Annotated in this window: 17 protein-coding genes; 9 read left to right on the forward strand and 8 right to left on the reverse strand. The window is 45.8% G+C overall.

Features of this window, described 5'->3' with window-relative positions:
- Nucleotides 1-20 precede the first annotated feature (20 nt).
- From ACFSVM_RS05155 to ACFSVM_RS05175, 5 genes are all read right to left on the reverse strand, one after another.
- Entirely contained in the window at nucleotides 21-1,121 is a 1,101-nt protein-coding gene (locus ACFSVM_RS05155) for a YheC/YheD family endospore coat-associated protein (RefSeq protein WP_379260749.1), read from the reverse strand.
- A 38-nt stretch (nucleotides 1,122-1,159) separates the two neighbouring features.
- Nucleotides 1,160-2,374 (reverse strand): YheC/YheD family endospore coat-associated protein, encoded by a 1,215-nt coding sequence (locus ACFSVM_RS05160; RefSeq protein WP_379262880.1) that lies wholly within the window; start codon nucleotides 2,372-2,374, stop codon nucleotides 1,160-1,162.
- Nucleotides 2,266-3,639 (reverse strand): YheC/YheD family endospore coat-associated protein, encoded by a 1,374-nt coding sequence (locus ACFSVM_RS05165; protein WP_076311430.1) that lies wholly within the window; start codon nucleotides 3,637-3,639, stop codon nucleotides 2,266-2,268. Before ACFSVM_RS05165 ends, ACFSVM_RS05160 begins: the two co-directional genes overlap by 109 nt.
- Nucleotides 3,640-3,755: 116 nt before the next feature.
- A complete protein-coding gene (locus tag ACFSVM_RS05170; RefSeq protein ID WP_076311429.1) occupies nucleotides 3,756-4,856 on the reverse strand; it encodes a YheC/YheD family endospore coat-associated protein in 1,101 nt (366 codons plus the stop codon).
- Nucleotides 4,857-4,881: 25 nt separating this feature from the next.
- Nucleotides 4,882-6,249 carry a YheC/YheD family endospore coat-associated protein gene (locus tag ACFSVM_RS05175; RefSeq protein ID WP_379260752.1) on the reverse strand — a complete coding sequence of 456 codons (1,368 nt, stop codon included), beginning with the start codon at nucleotides 6,247-6,249 and terminating at the stop codon, nucleotides 4,882-4,884.
- Between the two features lie 232 nt (nucleotides 6,250-6,481).
- Between ACFSVM_RS05175 and ACFSVM_RS05180 the strand changes: the two genes are divergently transcribed.
- The 3 genes from ACFSVM_RS05180 (at nucleotide 6,482) to ACFSVM_RS05190 (ending at nucleotide 8,848) form a co-directional block, all read left to right on the forward strand.
- The gene (locus ACFSVM_RS05180; RefSeq protein ID WP_076311427.1) at nucleotides 6,482-6,829 is read left to right on the forward strand and encodes a YlbF family regulator; all 348 of its coding nucleotides are present in this window, start codon (nucleotides 6,482-6,484) and stop codon (nucleotides 6,827-6,829) included.
- Between the two features lie 100 nt (nucleotides 6,830-6,929).
- A complete protein-coding gene (locus ACFSVM_RS05185; protein ID WP_076311426.1) occupies nucleotides 6,930-7,253 on the forward strand; it encodes a hypothetical protein in 324 nt (107 codons plus the stop codon).
- Between the two features lie 257 nt (nucleotides 7,254-7,510).
- The gene (locus ACFSVM_RS05190) at nucleotides 7,511-8,848 is read left to right on the forward strand and encodes a DRTGG domain-containing protein (protein WP_076311425.1); all 1,338 of its coding nucleotides are present in this window, start codon (nucleotides 7,511-7,513) and stop codon (nucleotides 8,846-8,848) included.
- Nucleotides 8,849-8,879: 31 nt separating this feature from the next.
- Here the strand turns inward: ACFSVM_RS05190 and ACFSVM_RS05195 are convergent, their stop codons facing one another.
- The 3 genes from ACFSVM_RS05195 to ACFSVM_RS05205 all read right to left on the reverse strand — a co-directional run bounded on the left by ACFSVM_RS05195 (nucleotide 8,880) and on the right by ACFSVM_RS05205 (nucleotide 10,087).
- Nucleotides 8,880-9,191: a YtpI family protein gene (locus tag ACFSVM_RS05195; protein WP_076311424.1), complete on the reverse strand. Its 312-nt coding sequence runs from the start codon at nucleotides 9,189-9,191 to the stop codon at nucleotides 8,880-8,882.
- Between the two features lie 70 nt (nucleotides 9,192-9,261).
- A complete protein-coding gene (locus ACFSVM_RS05200; protein WP_379260755.1) occupies nucleotides 9,262-9,744 on the reverse strand; it encodes a hypothetical protein in 483 nt (160 codons plus the stop codon).
- Nucleotides 9,745-9,763: 19 nt separating this feature from the next.
- A complete protein-coding gene (locus ACFSVM_RS05205) occupies nucleotides 9,764-10,087 on the reverse strand; it encodes a YtrH family sporulation protein (RefSeq protein WP_076311422.1) in 324 nt (107 codons plus the stop codon).
- Between the two features lie 172 nt (nucleotides 10,088-10,259).
- On the opposite strand from ACFSVM_RS05205, the gene ACFSVM_RS05210 reads away from it, so the two are divergent.
- The 6 genes from ACFSVM_RS05210 (at nucleotide 10,260) to pyk (ending at nucleotide 18,566) form a co-directional block, all read left to right on the forward strand.
- The gene (locus tag ACFSVM_RS05210; protein ID WP_076311421.1) at nucleotides 10,260-13,862 is read left to right on the forward strand and encodes a DNA polymerase III subunit alpha; all 3,603 of its coding nucleotides are present in this window, start codon (nucleotides 10,260-10,262) and stop codon (nucleotides 13,860-13,862) included.
- Between the two features lie 210 nt (nucleotides 13,863-14,072).
- Nucleotides 14,073-14,558 carry a phosphatidylglycerophosphatase A family protein gene (locus ACFSVM_RS05215; RefSeq protein WP_090723288.1) on the forward strand — a complete coding sequence of 162 codons (486 nt, stop codon included), beginning with the start codon at nucleotides 14,073-14,075 and terminating at the stop codon, nucleotides 14,556-14,558.
- Nucleotides 14,559-14,742: 184 nt separating this feature from the next.
- Nucleotides 14,743-14,931: a hypothetical protein gene (locus tag ACFSVM_RS05220; protein ID WP_047909928.1), complete on the forward strand. Its 189-nt coding sequence runs from the start codon at nucleotides 14,743-14,745 to the stop codon at nucleotides 14,929-14,931.
- Between the two features lie 222 nt (nucleotides 14,932-15,153).
- A complete protein-coding gene (gene accD / locus ACFSVM_RS05225; protein ID WP_047909927.1) occupies nucleotides 15,154-16,044 on the forward strand; it encodes an acetyl-CoA carboxylase, carboxyltransferase subunit beta in 891 nt (296 codons plus the stop codon).
- 1 nt (nucleotide 16,045) lies between these two features.
- The gene (locus tag ACFSVM_RS05230) at nucleotides 16,046-17,047 is read left to right on the forward strand and encodes an acetyl-CoA carboxylase carboxyltransferase subunit alpha (protein ID WP_076311420.1); all 1,002 of its coding nucleotides are present in this window, start codon (nucleotides 16,046-16,048) and stop codon (nucleotides 17,045-17,047) included.
- A gap of 100 nt (nucleotides 17,048-17,147) precedes the next feature.
- Nucleotides 17,148-18,566 (forward strand): pyruvate kinase, encoded by a 1,419-nt coding sequence (gene pyk, locus ACFSVM_RS05235; protein ID WP_076311419.1) that lies wholly within the window; start codon nucleotides 17,148-17,150, stop codon nucleotides 18,564-18,566.
- Nucleotides 18,567-18,575: the final 9 nt, after the last annotated feature.

Genomic DNA, 18,575 nt, shown 5'->3' on the forward strand with positions numbered 1-18,575 from the left:
AAAGGTGAAGCCTGGGTCAATTATGAGCTCCTCTGCTTATACAGCCATAGAGAGTACTCCAGCGGTTTCACAATCGCTTGCTTATAAACCTCAGTCTGGCCGATTTGTGAAAATACTTCCCTGGCCGGCTTCGGATTTACCTCAATCAGATATATATCGCCGTTTTTGTCGATAGCAATATCGAGTGCCAGCTCACATAATGCACCATAAGTGGCTTCTAAATATTTTGCAACATCGACTCCAAAGTTCTCGACAGCGGCACGAACCTCTACTCTCTTATCCGAATCGGTAATCCACTGCGATAAGAGTTCGTTCATTTCTATCGCTGTTCCCCCGCCATGAAGATTGGAAGTGACGCTCTTATGGCCTCCGATCCGACCAGCGCAGCCAGTGAATTCCCATATCCCGTCTTGATTTTTCTGAACCAGCATCCTGTAATCATGCACCCGACCACTGGACAGCTGGAGCTGAACCCCTTCCTGGATAATATAGCGGCTCTTGACTTCCCAATTCTTCAGCAGCTTAGGCAGCAGCGAATAGTGCATCTGTCTTGGCTCCAGAATCTGTCGTTGATGATTTCTGCCTTGAACGAGCAGGAGGCCGTCTTTGTTTAATCGTTCTATTCTGAGAATGCCCCGGCCCCCAGTTCCGTTAATCGGTTTAATATATAGCAGGCTGTGTTTCTTGAGCATGCTCTTCAGTTCAGCATCACTGCTGTACAATTTGGTGTCCAGCAGGTAGGGTCTGAATCGCTGCTTCTTGTGCAGAACCTGATGTATAGTCCACTTATTGCGCAAGGGCCGGTTCAAGAAGAGGAGATGAGCATACTTTTGCCTGAACAGTTTAAGCTCTTGGAAACGGGCACTTCGCTGGATTCTGCACCGATCAAATATCATGTCAGGGAACTTTCTCCATTGTCGAGCCCATCGTTTATGCTCTGTCTCATAAATCAGGGCATGAATCATTTCTTTAGAGGGATGGACATCGGATGGAGTGAATACATATATATCAAGCCCGAGCCGTTCGCCTTCCGAAATCATTCGTTCGTATATTTTCTTTTCTTCAAGTTGCTTTTTGTCGTTGAGGTACAGTGTCAGTATGCCTAAGACAGGTGACGGCATAGAATGATCACCTTCTTTGATAGTAAAATTTGGATGTTTTATCCATTTTGCTTTGCTAGGTGCGTACAGTATTGGATTAACCGTTCAAGCGATCTTTTGCGTATGGCAGGTTCATCGAATTTCATTGGCTTGGAATTGGCTTCAAAGAACCATATGCCCCCGTCCTGGTCAATGCCAAGATCCATCGACATTTCACCCAAGGCGTGACCCGATGATTTCTCAATTTGTCTGGCTATTTCCAAGGCGGTGCTTTTTACATCGTTGAGAATGTTGCTGGCCAGCTGTGTGTCAAATACGCTGCTGAGAAGCAGGATTGGATCTTCAATCGTACCACCGCGCGGCACGTGAGTCGTGATGCTTCTGCGGCCGGCAAGGCGAGCTCCTACACCGGTCATGCGCCACTGACCATTTGCATTTTTTTGCACGAGAACCCGAAGATCAAAGGGACGCCCTCCAAAAGCGGCCAGTTCAATGCCCTGTTGGATAATATATTCGTTTTGTTTTATGTTTCGTTTAATTCTCTTCCATAACGACTCTAGATTAGTGGATTTATAGGTTGTGCTCTTGGAATGATCCTGAATCTTGAGCTTATAGGGAAGCTTATCTTCTTCACAATATTGAAGAGTCATTATCCCTTTACCGGCCTTTCCGCTTTCTGGCTTAAGATACACAGATGGGTATGTTTTAAGAATGCTGCTAATTACAGAGGACGATTTGAGCTTTTGAGTATGGGGGATATATGATTTCGTTGACTTCGCTTTACTCAGCCATTCAAACAATTCCCATTTGTTGAAAAAGTAAGGATTATACAGCTTGATCTTGGGATGAGCGATACATTCCTTAATTTTTTTTTGCACTAGCGGCCGGCTTTCATCTTCGCGAAGAGGAATCCGATTGTAAACAATGTTGGGCGGGGGGTATCTGCCTTGGAGCCATTGCTTCCGCTCTGTACTGTATTTGTATCCTTTAATGAAGTCGGCAGACAGTTTCAGATCGCGAACCGTAACGACGTAGACCTGACAGCCTAATTGTTCGCCAGTTTTAATAATATCTTTAAAATTTTTGTGATTCCCTCGGAATTTTCTCTTTCTATCATAGACAGTTAATATGGCGATCGTTGGCTTTACGTTTTTTTTGCCTCCAATTAAGAACTTTCCTTCTTCCGGAATTTGCTCAGATACATGCAGTGCGCCAGGATATGCTCCACCGAAGCTTTCCCTTCTGTGCGGAGGGAAGGGTGACGAAAAATGGATCTGCCCGGTTTGGCGTTCGCTTCGAACATCCATACTTGTGCCTCCTGATCAATACCGAGATCAAAACCGATTTCACCGAGAAGATGTTTATGATGAAACTCGATAGCCTCAGCTAATTTAATCGCTGTGTTTTTAGATTTTTGCAGGATTTCTTGTGCTCGGTCACCAAAGGTTTTGCTAAGAGCGTGTTCTGGTGTCATTAGGGAGCCGCCGTTCTTAATATGAGTGGTAATGGAGCCCTTGCCGGCTTTTTTGGCACCAATTCCGACAACAACCCACTCGTTATTTCCGTTCTTATGCATGTGAAAACGAAAATCTATGGGGCAGCCATCGATTTCAATCAACCGAATCCCTTGCTGAACAACATAATCCTTCGTTCTGGACCCGAGTCTGGCCTGAAGCATAGTTGCAAGCTTCTTGAACGAAGTAAATCGGAGAAGAACATTGCCGCCTGGCTTTCTGAACCTGGCGTAATAACCTCTCTTAGGCAAGTAGGTCAGACGAAAAATACCTTGACCGAGACTTCCTGCCGAAGGCTTATAATATACAAATTGATGTCGGTCCAGCATTTCCTTGATCATTTCCATGCTTGGATTCATATGCGACTCTGGTACATAGATGTTGACCGTCTGATCATCCTCCAGCAATCGATAGATATCGGATTTGTTAAAGAAGCTCCAGTTGAAGAAAGGAATGTTCTTCCGTTCAAAACGATCGCGAAGCTGATTGGTCGATTGGGAGAAGTCGGATCTCCTGCTAGGCAGTCTGTTATACACGACGTCAGGAAGCGGTACGTATCTTCTGGAGAATCCACCGCTGCTATTCAGGAAATAACCATAGATTCGTTCATTTCCCCAATCGATATCTTTCGGTGTAAATCCGAATGTATAAGAATTTTGATTACCATGTGTAAGCAATTGTTTTATAAACCCTGTTCGTGAGCCGAACGGTTGTGATGCCGAATTCGGTCCGTCAGACAGAATGCCGATCAGCGGACCAAGCTGAACTTCATCCCCCTCGACACCTTTGATAAGAATATTGCCTGAATTCGGAATTTGAATAGCGTTGCGGACGCTGCTTGATAGATAGATGTGTTTTCCGGATTTCTTCAGTGGTTTGAGATGTACAGGGATACGCTGCTTGCCAAGTCGGACATGAATTGTTTTCTTACCGGATAGCTGGAAGTTATTTATTAATGCATTGGATACATAGATGACCTTCTCCGGCCTTTTTGTAAAGTGCACATTACACAAAGTCAGACTCATTGATTTTATCCTCCTATCCCGAAACGCTGCTGATCTTAAGCGCAGCTAACTCGTCTCAGGCCAGCTGTGCTGGATGTATTCGGCTATTTTAGTGTGCTTATTCGTTTTACTTGTTGTTATTGGGTACGAAGCAGTAAATAACGGGCATATTCAAGAGGCCGGTTGTATGCAAGACTCGTGCTTTCCATATCACCTGCAAGTAGAAAGGAAGATCGACCCGGCTTGGAATTGACTTCAATAATCCACAGCTTCCCATCTCGGTCGATTCCATAATCGATACCAAGCTCGCTAAGACGACCAAACCTTCCTTCTAGTACCACGGGAATGACAGCGGAGAGTTCAGCCGCTTTGTTAATAATGAATTCAGCTTGATCCTTGCCGTATTCCGTTTCCAGAAAGGAGCGGCAGTCCAAGGCTGTTCCGCCTCCGTGGAGATTAGAAGTAAGACTGCCATGACCGCCTTCACGAATTGCTTGACCGCTTAAGCTCCATTTCCCCCTACCATTCTTCTGAACGAGAACACGCAGATCAAACGGTTTTTCCTCCTGATTCATGAGTGAGAGAAATGGCTGAATGATAAATGTTCGAGTGGAAAGGATGCGATGGAGCTGGCTGAGTCCAAGCTCATGATTGGTGAAACGCTTATTGAACATATGGTTGGAGCTGTTGCGTCCTTGAATTATGAGCTTGCCATTCTCAGGCTGCCTGCGAACGAGAACTGTTCTTTTGCCGTGTGTTCCTGCCTGCGGCTTCAAGAATACACCTTGAGGATACCGTATCAGCCATTGTTTTAGCTGTTCTACATTCGTGTAGACGGCAGTATCGGGCAGATGATCTTTTAGCAGAGCGTTAAGGCGAAGGGAGTTATAGACATGCCATTTACCCGGTAGTCCACGGGATAAATATCTGACCTTGTGTGAAGCGGATTTCGAAGCCTTGTTTAGTCTTCGTCTGAATATACCGGGTACAGGAGACAGGCATCGATCATAGATCAGATCGGGCTGTTCTACTGGAAGCAGGGTCCAGTTCCCCTTTATATATTGATAACCGAGATAATTACCGTCTGGCTCGGAGCTTCTGGGGGTCAGCACAACGACATTCATTCCAAAATTTACTCCTTCTTGACAGAGCCGCCTGCAGAAATATTCATCGGCAAATGGAGGTGTTCCCTTCCGTTCATTCACGAGCACACCGAGCGTACCAAGCGGTTTTTTCATGAGTTTGATTCCTCCTTTCTAGTTATTAGAATCCGGCAAGGTAAGCGGAATAATCAAGCATTGTAATGACGGATGGCCGGATCTTATTGTCAGTAAGCGGTGTATTGTCATTCTTGGAAGGCTTTGAATTGACCTCAATAAGCCAGACCTTTCCCGAGTAATCCATCGCAAGATCGATTCCTAGTTCTCCAAAATGCGCTGGAATGGTCGCTTCGATTCCTTCCGCAATACTAAGCGCAGCCTTATGCAAAGAGACGTAAGCATTTTTTTTGACATCGCTCGATAATAAGCTCTTGTTCACGGCTTCTTTTACTGTGCTGAGGGAGCCTCCTCTGGCGAGGTTGGATACAAAATGGCTGCCGCCGGCAATGCGGGCGACAATGGATGTCACCTTCCAGTTACCTGCACGGTTTTTCTGAACCAATGCTCTGAAATCGACCGGTTTCTTGCCTATATCCATGAGATGCAGTCCTTGTTGAATCTGGTATTTGGTTGTCTTCATCTTTCCAGACAATCCTGCAAATAATTTGGTCAGGCTGGAGTATACCTGCTTTTGAACACCGCCAAGCTGAGTGGAAAGGGTCATATATGTTCCATCAGACTGTCTGGATATGCGTATGATTCCTTTACCCAGGCTGCCTCGAACAGGCTTAAGAAATATAACCGGATACGTTTGACACATATTTTTGAGCACAGCAAAGGACTTGAGGGAATGCGATTCCGGTAAGTACCTTCTAAGACTGCTCTCCGATTTCAACGCCTCGAAGACTTCATTCTTGTCGAGAAACTTCTCATTATACGTTACTGTTCCGTAACGCGATTTTACTTCCTTTACAAAATGCTGTACGCTAGGTTTGTTCTCAAGCTTGCGTGAAGTCAGTCGATTATTGACGACATCGGCAATAGGCATCACTCTTTTTTTCCATCCTTCGTCATACACCCAGCCTTCGATTTGACCGGTAACTGAATCGACATGGTTTGGTGTAATAAAGTACACGTATGCTCCCCGTTTCTGACAGGCCCTCACCAGTTCGCTGCAAAACATCGTGATGGAGCCGAAAGGCCGATCAAGCTTATCTGGATGATCGCGACTGATCAGGACACTGATCAGGGGACCGATACGGAGCGTCCGGCTGCTATCAAAATAACGGATCTTCAGAACCGTACGAGAAGTGAGGCCGCATCGCTCGGCTAATATGGGACTCACTCGCATACCTTCAAACTTGGGTACGGAAATAATGGTAACTTCTTGCTTAAAGCTTCCGAATGCAAGCTGGAGCGGACGTCCGGCAGGAATTTTCCAATACTTTAGAAATTTCTCACCGATCATCACGACGTCATCCTGCAGGATGCCTGATCCGCTGATGTGGATCATTACTTTTTTTTGGGACATCGTGGATCTCCTTCCAGGGGGCAAACATGATGTCAGTCGTTTTTGGATGTAAGCTGAGTATGAGAAAGTGCATGTGATTCATCATATGAGGACATATATCCCTTGGTGATTGACCATTTTTTGCAAAATCTGATTTAATTTTGGGTTGTTGTACGACAACATGAGGGATGGATGTAAAATGTACAGCGCCACTTTAACGACAGAACTTTAACGACAGAGAGGAAAATGAATAATGAACATTTATGACAAGGCACATGATTTGGCAGGAGCACTTAAAGACAGCGAAGAAGTGAAGGAAATCTCACAAGCGATGAAGCTTGTTGCCGCCGATCCGGATTCGCAGCGTATGCTGGATGAGTTTCGGGTTCGTCAGAATGAACTCCAGCAGCGGATGATGACAGGCGACATGCCTTCTCAAGAAGAAATGGAGACGATGGAAAAATCCTTTGAGGTGCTAAGTCTGAACTTGAATATTCGCAGACTGTTTGAGGCGGAACGACGTCTTAGTGTCATTATTGAAGATGTCAACAAAATCATTATGGAAAGTCTGCAGCATCTATATGGCGGCGAGCTGAAATAATAATTGTGGACTCTTTCTCTAAATTGATTCACATAATCTCATTTTTTCGTTCATAGAATAGATATATAGATTCTAAGGAAGAAATGAGGAGCTGAATGAAATGAGAGAAAAGGGCATGAAGTTTGCGAAGTGGAAGCACACACTGTATATGCTCGTTGCAGGTGGCATGCTGGTCTTTGCATTACCGAAGCTTTCATTTACAGGCTGGAGCGCAGGGTTCAGCATAGCCTGGCTGTTCTTTACACTGCTTGTCATCGGTGCAAACCTGCATTTTATATTGGGCGTGGACGAAGAGAAGAAGCAGTCGCTTGAACGTGTCCGCAAAGCGAAGCTGCGTCAGTGGGAGCTTAAATGGACTGACAATGCGGAACAGGGAAACAAAGTGAAAATTGTGCCTGCGCAGGCCAAAGAGCATTCACAGTAATGCTGCAAAGGGTTGTCTCCTACAGTGTTGGTGCTGTTATGGAGGCAGCCTTTTTATTTGTTGATACTCTTCCATAGTATTGAGGGAGCCCATTCTCTTTTTACAGTTCTAAGGTGGATGTCCCCCTTATTAATGCTATAATCGGAAATAACTATATTCTTAATTTCTGCAGCTAAGGGTAATATGAATTGATTTTAATGTAGTATATTTGATTAAACTAATTGTAAAATGTTTTTTTCGTCCGAGGGGTGTCGAGTTTGGAAGGATTTGAAGAAGAAACAGTAACAAAGCATGTGCAGCTCCTTCAATACATAGAGCAGTTAAAGATTGGTTCCAAGATATCGGTTCGAGGGCTTGCCAGAGAAATGGGAGTCAGTGAAGGGACTGCTTATCGTGCTGTCAAAGAAGCAGAAAATGTAGGACTTGTCGTTACCAAAGAACGAATTGGTACAGTACGTGTGGAGAAAAGGCTGCGTGGTGCCTCTGAGCAGCTCACTTTCGGGGATGTCGTTGAGATTGTGGGTGGACATGTCCTTGGCGGTAACGAAGGGCTTGGCAAACCTTTGTATAAATACGTCATTGGGGCTATGAAAGAAGAAGCCATGGCCAAGTACATCGATGCAGGCAGCCTGCTTATTGTTGGTAATAGAGATAATGCACATAGTCTTGCATTAAATCAAGGTGCAGGTGTGCTTATTACCGGAGGCTTCGGTACCGATCCTGAAGTGGTAGGCCTTGCGGACAAGCTGAGTTTACCCATCATCTCTTCTAAGCACGACACGTTTACGGTGGCATCCATGATTAACAGAGCGATCTTTGACCGATTGATTAAGAAGAAGATTATGCTGGTTGAGGATATTGTTGGTGGAAAGCCCAAAACCTACTATTTGAAATTGAACAGTACAGTCGCCGATTTCAGCCGTCTGGTGCTCGAAACGGGAGAGCTGCGTTTTCCAGTAATTGATGAATGGAATCGGGTCATTGGAATTATTAGCCGCAAGGATGTCGTAGACCTCCCTGAACATCAAAGTATTGACAAAAGCGTTGTGCGCAAGCCTGTCACGGCAACGCTTAAGACCTCACTTGCATCGGCGGCACAGATTATGGCCTGGGAAGGCATCGATTATTTACCGATCGTTGACCGGAACCGTAAGCTGATTACATCTGTCAAGCGTACAGAAGTTCTGAATGCAATGCGGGACACCCAGAAGCAGCCTCAGCTTGGAGAAACCTTTGATCATTTGATATGGAATGGGTTTGTGGAAGAGAGAGGGGAGCAGGGAGAGATCAAGTACAATGGTGTGATCATTCCTCAGATGGCGACAGACTTAGGCACTATTTCCGAAGGGGTACTCATTCATTTAATGACGCAGGCCGGACATCGAATTGCGCGTGAGGTTACTGGGAATGACCATATGTTGGAGAATATCTCAACCTACTTTGTGCGTCCTCTTCAAATTGAAGATAAAGTGACGATATCTCCAAGTGTTATGGAGCTCAGCAGGCGCAATTGCAAGCTGGATATTGACCTGGTCCGAGATGGACAGCTGATATGCAAAGTGATTATGACCCTGCAATCCATTGATCTGTCTTAGATTTCTAATCTCATTCATCAGAAAAGTCTCCTTATAAAGGAGACTTTTCATTCTTTATCTGGGTGTAATGAATGCGATTTCGAATCCCTGCAAACAGATTGAAGGCACCCAGCACGAGGAACAATCCCTCAACAATGACGGCAACCGTAGAACCGCTGAACATAAACATCTGTATAAGGGCCAGCACGATCAGCATGATTCCCATCCATATGTTTGTCATTGCCTGGTAGAGGCCTCTCTTCAGAGCATCACTGGCTCTGCGTCCACGAATACTTGTGAAGCCGGCACAGACGGTAGAGAGGATGAACAGGGCAAACAGTAAATAACGAATGACATCCAGCATAGAAAGAAGGACAGCTCCTTTATGTTACATAAATATGGAATTATCACTTATTGTAACATGTTTAGAACATTTATGGAGCAGGTGAAATATCAACCCATACCTGTAGAACGCCTTCCATTACGAGCATGGTTGTAATCTTGACGGAGTATGGATGTCCTCGGACGGTATATGTTTTCTTGTTCAGCATAATGCGCGTCATTTTACTGTATTCATCAATATTATAAATATCTCTTCCCCGGAGCACCTCAAGCTCATCACTAAGCAGCTGAATAATCTCCTTCACATATACAGAATCGGGGGTCTTATCGGACTCCTCAGCACGAATATTGATTTCCTTGATCACGGTCTGCCTCTTACTATACTTCTTCAAAGAATTAATATCATCAATATATTGCTCTTCCTGAATTTTGAGATCTTTATTCTCAAGCCACAATTTATTATAACTGGCATGAAAAATCGCATTGTAGACGATACTCCCTACAATCATTCCGAGAACAAATACACCAGACAGCTGCATAAAGGGCCGGAAGCGGCGATACTCGGGCACACGCATATGCTGACTTCCTCCTTACTTAATTCCGGATGGTACACACCCATTTAACCAGCTCAGTGCCCATATGTGCTCCGAGAAAGGCGAATATAAGATAGAGGATCTGCTTAATGGCGGGTGACAGATTCCCATCCAGCATATTGCTTTCAATGACCCGCATCGGGTCAATCGTCCCTCCTACAGCTGCAGCCAGAGCCCATATTTTGATGCGGCCGGCAACATCCAGCATGGTTTGTGTAGGCGGCTGCATGGAAATTACAGCTCCAATGCCGCCGAGCATGGATCCACCTAGAACGATGCCGAAGGCGATAAAGAAATCGAGAAGAACTTTGGACATGAAACTCATTGTTCACTACACACCTTTCTTAAATAGCACTCTTAGCAAGCGGTTCTTCTAAGTGAGATATGCAGAGTCGGCCGGCTTGTACTCTATTCTATGGGCGGAGCCTTGCCTGATATGATAAAATAGTAAAGATAAAATACGTAAATTTATGAATGTAGAGAGGAAGAAATGACGCATGAGTTCATTTGTGCATCTGCATGTTCACAGTGAATACAGCCTGCTAGATGGTGCGGCGCGAATTGCAGAGCTCGTGGACACAGCAGCAGGATACGGGATGGAGGCTCTGGCTCTGACGGATCATGGGGTTATGTATGGAGCCATCCCTTTTTATAGAGCATGTGAAGCAAGGGGAATTAAGCCGATTATCGGCTGTGAAGTGTATATTACAGCAGGCTCTAGGCATGAGCGCGGCAGCCGTAAAGATCAGCCGATTTATCATCTTATATTGCTGGCGCAGAACATGACCGGATATCAAAATCTGATGAGGCTGTGCTCCATTGGCCATTTGGAAGGCTTCCACTATAAGCCGCGAATCGATATGGAGAGCCTTGCGAAGTACAACGAAGGATTAATATGCCTTAGTGCGTGTCTCGGTGGAGAAATTCCACAGCATCTTCTAATGGGACGATATGACGAAGCCAAAAATGCAGCCATGAGGCACAAACAGATCTTTGGAGACCGATACTATCTTGAGCTTCAAGATCATGGTCTGGCAGAGCAGAAGCGAGTGAATCCTCAGCTGATTGAGCTTGCCGCAGAATTGTCCATACCGCTTGTAGCAACGAATGATGTGCACTATTTGTCTCAAGAGGATGCCGAGGTGCAGGATGTACTCATATGCATTGGTACGGGCAAAACAGTGGAGGATGAGGAACGGCTTAAGATTCCCTCAAGCCAGCTATACTTGAAGAGCGGCGACGAGATGGCGCGTCTTTTTCCTCATGTGAGAGAGGCGGTAGAGAATACGCTTAAGATTGCTGACAGCATTCAGCTTGATCTGGAATTTGGACATTCCATTTTGCCTGAATATCGGCCAATCCCTGAGCATCTGACGCCTGGACAGTATTTGCGCGAGCTCTGCCTGAAGGGGCTGGAGGAACGCTACAAGGATACGGATAACTGGCATCATGATGAGCAGAGATCCGAGCTGTATAATCGACTGGATTACGAGCTGTCTGTCATCGATAAGATGGGCTTCTCTGATTATTTCCTCATCGTATGGGATTTCATTGCTTATGCTCATAGAGAGGGAATAGCAACCGGACCAGGACGTGGCTCTTCCGCGGGAAGTCTTGTTGCGTATGTGCTGAATATTACAAATGTAGATCCGATTAAATATAGGCTTTTGTTTGAGCGGTTTCTCAATCCTGAGCGAGTAACCATGCCGGATATCGATATTGATTTCAGTGATGAACGCAGGGATGAAGTGATTGAATATGTCGCTTCAAAATACGGACGCGAGCATGTCGCACAGATCATTACTTTTGGTACGCTTGCTGCGCGTGCAGCCGTTCGAGATGTAGGAAGAGTGCTTAATATTCCATATGGAGAAGTGGACAAGGCTGCCAAGCTCATTCCCGGGCAAGTTGGGATGAATATCACCAAAGCTCTGGAGATGAGCGACGAGCTCAGAGCATTGCATGATACCAAAGCCAAAACAAAAGAGCTGCTCACGATGGCCAAAAAGGTCGAAGGCATGCCAAGGCATGCTTCTACGCATGCGGCAGGTGTGGTTATATCCAAAGACCCGCTGACCGATGTAGTGCCGCTCCAGGAAGGCAGTGAAGGCACCGCACTTACTCAGTATTCCATGGAGAATCTGGAAGCCATCGGACTGCTCAAGATGGACTTCCTCGGTTTGAGGACTCTCTCCATCATTGAACGCTGTATGCGTTGGATTCAGGATCAGCAGAAGCAAGTTCCAGATTTCAAAACGGTCCCTGATGACGATCCGCTGACCTATGAGATGCTCGGTTCCGGAGATACGACAGGTATATTCCAGCTGGAGTCAGCAGGAATCAGAAGAGTACTGAAGGATTTGAAGCCTTCCGTATTTGAAGATATTATCTCTGTGGTTGCTTTATATCGTCCGGGTCCAATGGATTTCATTCCTAAGTATATTCAAGGAAAGCATGGGGAGATCAAGGTCGAGTATCCGCATGCTGATCTCGCTCCAATACTGGAGGACACCTACGGTATCATCGTGTATCAGGAGCAGATTATGCAGATTGCTTCTCTAATGGCAGGTTTTTCTCTTGGAGAAGCTGATCTGCTCCGCAGGGCGGTATCGAAGAAGAAGCGGGAAGTACTTGATAAAGAGAGAGAGCATTTTGTAAAAGGGAGCCTGAATCAGGGTTATAGCAGCGAGGATGCTGAAGCTGTATACGATATGATTGTACGGTTTGCCAATTACGGCTTCCCTCGGGCGCATGCTGCTGCGTATGGAGTATTGGCCTTCCAGACGGCGTATCTGAAGACCCATTATCCTGTCGAATTTATGGCTTCGATGCTGACAGCGGTCATGGGAAATCATCGAAAAGTAGCGGAGTATGTTGTCGAATGCAGACGGATGAATATTCCTGTACTGCCACCCGATGTGAATGAGAGCGGAATACTGTTTACTCCTGGCGGTGGTGAGACGGGCATTCGTTTTGGTCTGGCTGCCATTAAAAATGTAGGTACACAGGCCGTAGACAGCATTATTACAGAGCGGGCCAAAGGACCGTTCGAGAGCCTGCTCGATTTCTGCAGAAGAGTGGACTTAAGAGTCTGCAACAAGCGGGTTATAGAATCTCTTATTCAGGCCGGGGCTTTCGACACACTGCCTGGTCACCGTGCGCAGCTGTTCGCCATGCTTGATGAAGTGGTGGAAGCGGCCACGAAGTGGCGCAAAGAGAGAGAGGATCTGCAGATCCAGTTGTTTGATTTTGTGGAGACCCCGAATTGGGAAATCGAATACCCGGATATACCTAAGTACACGATTACACAGCAGCTGGAATTAGAACGTGAGCTGCTTGGATTATACCTATCCGGTCACCCGCTGGATGATTTCACGGAAGTTCTGGAGGAGCTTGAAGCGGATAAGCTGATGGAGCTTCATGATGCACCAGAGCATGCACAGATTGTTACGGCCGGAATGGTTGTTTCCGTCAAATCGATTACAACGAAGCAAGGGAAAGCGATGGCCTTCATGGAACTGGAGGATCAGATCGAACGAACGGAAGTGGTATTGTTTCCGGAAGTATGGAGAAGAAGTCAGAACTTGGCTGCAAAAGGTCAATTGATTGCTCTCCGGGCCAAAGTTCAGCTTCAGGATGAAGGCTTCAAGCTGCTTGCCGATGAGGTGGATGAGCTTCGTGCAGACAAGTTACAGCGTATGATGCTGCAGCGTAACAGAGGGAGCGGAGGTAAAGAACGGGGAAGCTCAGGAGAAGCTTCAACGCCTAAATCCGGCAAAGTTAGTCGTTCTCCTTCTCTGCCTAACAGTGGACGGGTACAAAATAAGTCAGAACGCCAAGGGGCTGTAACAGATAGAAAGCCCGCCAGGTTCGAGCAGCGAGTATTCATCAAGATCAAACCTGACATAGAGAAGTCCGGGATGCTTACTAAGCTTAAGGTCTTGTTACAGGAACATCCGGGAAATGTAGCCACGATTCTTTTTTATGAAGAAACTAGGGAGTATCGGGCATTAAGCGACAGTTATCGAATTAAACCCTCTCCTGAACTGATTCACCTTATGGAACAAATGCTCGGGGAGGATACGGTTATCGTGAAATAATGAACGTAATTTCATGTGGTATCCGTGATGTGCATGAGCACATTTTACGAACTATTTTTGAAGCTGGCGCATACACTTAGGAACACCCTATAGTATCGATGGTTGCTGTGAATTGATGCAGCCGAGGGTATAATAGTGGGCTTTGAGTCTCGAAGCGAATACCTTAGTTTATGTGGAATTCCTAGTTTCGAAGGATGGGGGAATCAGCGGATGTCATATGAAATTGCGGAAGCGATGCTGAAACGCAGGGGTGTGAGCGTTGAATCCATCGCCAAAATAGTCTATGATCTTCAAAAAAAGTTTCATCCAGACTTATTGGAAGAAGAGTGTGTTACAAGCGTACGGGCTGTTCTTGCCAAGCGTGAGGTACAGTATACGTTATACACGGGTGTAGCACTGGATGAGCTGGCCGAACAAAATCTGCTGCCACAGCCCCTTCAGGCTTTGATGGAGGCGGATGAGCCGCTGTATGGTGTGGACGAGACTCTTGCACTTGGAATTACCAGTGTATATGGTATGATAGGGCTTACAAGCTTTGGATATTTAGACAAGGAAAAGACCGGAATCATTAAGAAGCTGAATGACAAAAATGCGGGTATTCATGTATTCCTGGATGATTTGGTGGCGGGCCTTGCAGCAGCTGCATCGGCTAGAATTGCGCATCAGAACACGAATGCGAAGGTCTATCCGCTGTAATAGGAAGGTTTATATTCTGCTAATATGGATATAACGAATGCTACAGTAATATGTAATGAAGGAACATTCTGGTTATAATCGTCCCATGCCTTCCTTTCCTTTCCTTGCGGAAAAAAAGTCAGTTATGTTATCATTAACCCATTATACGGGCTTTGAACATGAGGCTTAGGGGGCGTACAATGGCATGTGGACGGTGATATATATTGCACCGACGGCAAAGATTGCTGACAGAATTACAAATCGGCTTGAGGAAGAAGGATTTTTGGTACAGGCCCGTCCCATCAGCTTATCCAAGCAACAGTACGAAATTCTTGTACCCTCCGGAGAATTGGAAGAGGTTCAGGAAGTGTTGAATTCCATTCTGCATTCATAATACTGAAGGCGGTGGAATTCTATTCATTATTTTTAGGACCTGCTTCTAAATTGGACAAGGGTTACGGATACAAAGAGTGAAGCGACTCCCCACATGTGTCATACTTCTCTTTTTTTGCTTATAGGGCACATTTTATAGCTGCTCATGTTAACTTTATTATGCAATGTCGATCATACAAATTGACTGCATGGGCCACAAATTTACGGCTGAAGAGGTGTAGTTGTGTTCAAAGATATTTTCCAGAAAAAACGGAAGTACGCGACCATTCCTTCAGATCGTGCACAGCGCACAGATAATCCTGAAGGTGAAGAGCGACCGCGTCGTGAGATTCCAGAGGGACTCATGAATAAGTGCAGCAAATGCGGCACGATACAATACAGCAAGGAACTTGAGAAGAATTTGAAAGTTTGTCCGTCATGCGGTCATCATATGCGTCTAAATGCAAGAGAGCGTATTGAGATGACGCTTGATGAAGGATTTATTGAGTATGACGCGGATATGGTATCCGTGGATCCCCTGGATTTTCCGGGCTATAAATCTAAGCTGGAGCAGCAAACGATGAAATCGGGTCTGAAGGATGCCGTCGTTACAGGCGAAGGTACGATTGATGGTCATCCGGTGGTCGTTGCTGTTATGAGCTTTGACTTTTTTACAGGCAGCATGGGCTCGGTTGTCGGCGAGAAAATTACGCGCGCCATAGAGAAAGCCACGGAGAAGAAGGTTCCTATCCTTATTTTTTCCACCTCAGGTGGAGCCCGTATGCAGGAGAGCATACTGAGTCTGATGCAAATGGCGAAGACGAGCAGTGCTCTGTCCAGGCATGATGAACAGGGTGGATTGTTCATATCCGTTATAACCGATCCGACGACAGGCGGCGTTTCCGCCAGCTTTGCTATGCTCGGAGATATTAATATTGCGGAACCGGGAGCAATATTCGGGTTTGCAGGCCGAATTGTTATTGAACAGACCATTCGCCAGAAGCTTCCTGATGACTTTCAGACCGCTGAATTCAATTTGCAGCATGGACAGCTGGATATGGTCGTAAACCGCAAGGAATTACGGAATACGCTGGCTAAACTGCTGGACATGCACAGCGCGAAAGGAGAGGTCTAAATTGGCGGGAGAGTTGCCATATGAAGCGCCTCTTATTGAGATGCGCAAAAAAATTGAAGAGCTTCAGCAATTCGGTATCGAAAAAGGCATCGATTTTGCGGAGGAAGTGGCTCGTCTGGAAGAGCGGTATACCAAATTGGAAGAGGAGATTTACTCATCGATTACAGCTCCTCAGAAAATGCATTTGGCAAGACATCAGCAGCGTCCGACTTCGCTGGACCTGATATCACTCATCTTTACGGACTTTATGGAGCTTCATGGAGATCGTCAGTTTGGTGATGATCTGGCCGTGGTCGGAGGACTTGCCAAGCTAAACGGACGTCCTGTTACTGTGATCGGGCAGCAGCGAGGCAAAGATACAAAAGATAATATTGCACGTTTTTTTGGGAGTCCGCACCCGGAAGGGTTCCGTAAAGCGCTCCGTTTAATGCATCAGGCTAATAAGTTTGGCAGGCCTATTATTACTTTCATAGATACGAAAGGGGCATATCCGGGCAAAACAGCGGAGGAACGTGGTCAGTCCGAAGCTATTGCCCGTAATCTTCTTGAGATGGCCAAGCTCTCTGTGCCTGTGCTATGCGTCATCATTGGAGAAGGAGGAAGCGGTGGTGCTCTTGCGATGGCGGTCGGCAATCGGGTGTTAATGCTAGAGCATGCAATTTACTCGGTTATCTCTCCAAATGGTGCGGCTTCGATTCTGTGGAAGGATGCATCCAAAGCAGATCAGGCTGCTGAAGCCATGAAGATTACAGCACAGGATCTGAAAGAGATGGAAGTCATCGAGGATATCGTTCCCGAGCCGCGTGGCGGTTCTCATCGGGACTACGTAGCGACAGCAGCATCGATTAAGGAAGCGCTGGAGAAGCATCTTAATGAACTGCTGCAGATGGACGGAGAGGCTCTTCGTCAGGATCGCTATCAGAAATTCCGTAAAATAGGTAAATTCCAGGAAAATACAGCTAAGGAAACAGTGCTAGAAGATTCTTCGTTAATTAAAGATTAAATATGACAAAGTTCCTATACAAAAGGCGAATTTTGTAGTAGATTTAATTGTTGGAAAAGATATATAAAGAGAGATTTTGAAAACGGAGGAAACTAGAAAAATGCGCAAAACTAAAATTGTATGTACTATTGGTCCTTCCAGTGAGTCGTTGGAAAACACAAAAAAATTGATTATGGCGGGTATGAACGTAGCACGCTTGAACTTCTCCCATGGTGACTTTGAGGAGCACGGCGGACGTATCAAAACGATTCGTGCAGCGAGTGACGAGCTGAACAAGTCCGTTGCGATCCTGCTGGATACGAAAGGTCCTGAGATCCGTACCGGTAAACTTGAAGTCGAGCCTATCGAGTTGGTTCAAGACGAGTACATTACCCTGACAACGGAAGAAATCCTTGGCAATAAAGACCGTTTGTCTATCACATACAAAGAATTGCCAGGCGATGTATCTCCAGGATCAACGATTTTGATTGACGATGGTCTGATCGGACTCACGGTTGAGGAAGTTAGCGGAACGGAAATTAAATGCCGTATCGTAAACGGCGGCACCATTAAGAGCAAGAAAGGTGTTAACGTTCCTGGTGTTGCGATTTCTCTCCCTGGTATTACCGAAAAAGACGCCAACGATATCATTTTTGGAATCGAACAAGGCATCGATTTTATTGCGGCTTCCTTCGTTCGTAAAGCAAGTGACGTATTAGAAATTCGTGAACTGCTTGAGAAGCATAATGCAGGACACATTCATATTATTTCTAAAATTGAAAACCAAGAAGGCGTAGATAACTTGGATGAGATCCTTGAAGTATCTGACGGCCTGATGGTTGCACGCGGTGATCTTGGTGTTGAAATTCCAGCAGAAGATGTACCGGTCGTACAAAAACGTATGATCGAAAAATGTAATATTGCCGGCAAACCGGTTATTACAGCGACTCAAATGCTGGATTCCATGCAGCGTAACCCGCGCCCTACACGTGCGGAAGCAAGTGACGTTGCAAATGCCATTTTCGATGGAACTGATGCAATTATGCTGTCCGGAGAAACAGCTGCAGGTAAATACCCTGTAGAATCTGTGCTGACAATGGCTCGTATTGCTGAAAAAGCAGAGTCTGCACTTAACTACCGTGAACTTTACAAGAAACAACGAATTGCTCAAGAAACAACGGTTACTGAAGCGATCAGTCAATCGGTTGCAATCAGTGCATACGAGCTGCATGCCAAAGCAATTCTTACTTCTACGGAGTCCGGATATACAGCTCGAATGGTTTCCAAATATCGTCCAGAAGCTCCGATCGTTGCTGTAACGAACGAAGATCGTACAATGCGTAGACTCGCATTGACTTGGGGCGTAACACCTGTCAAAGGCGTGCCTTGCGATACGACTGACGGACTGTTTGAAAACGCAGTCGTTGGCGGCAAAAAATCAGGAATCGTTCAAGATGGAGATCTGGTCGTTATCACAGCGGGAGTTCCTCTTGGCCGCTCGGGATCCACGAACCTTATCAAAATCGACCATATCCACTAAGGTTCCTGA

The sequence above is a fragment of the Paenibacillus shunpengii genome, from assembly GCF_042684905.1.
Taxonomy (GTDB): domain Bacteria; phylum Bacillota; class Bacilli; order Paenibacillales; family Paenibacillaceae; genus Paenibacillus; species Paenibacillus shunpengii.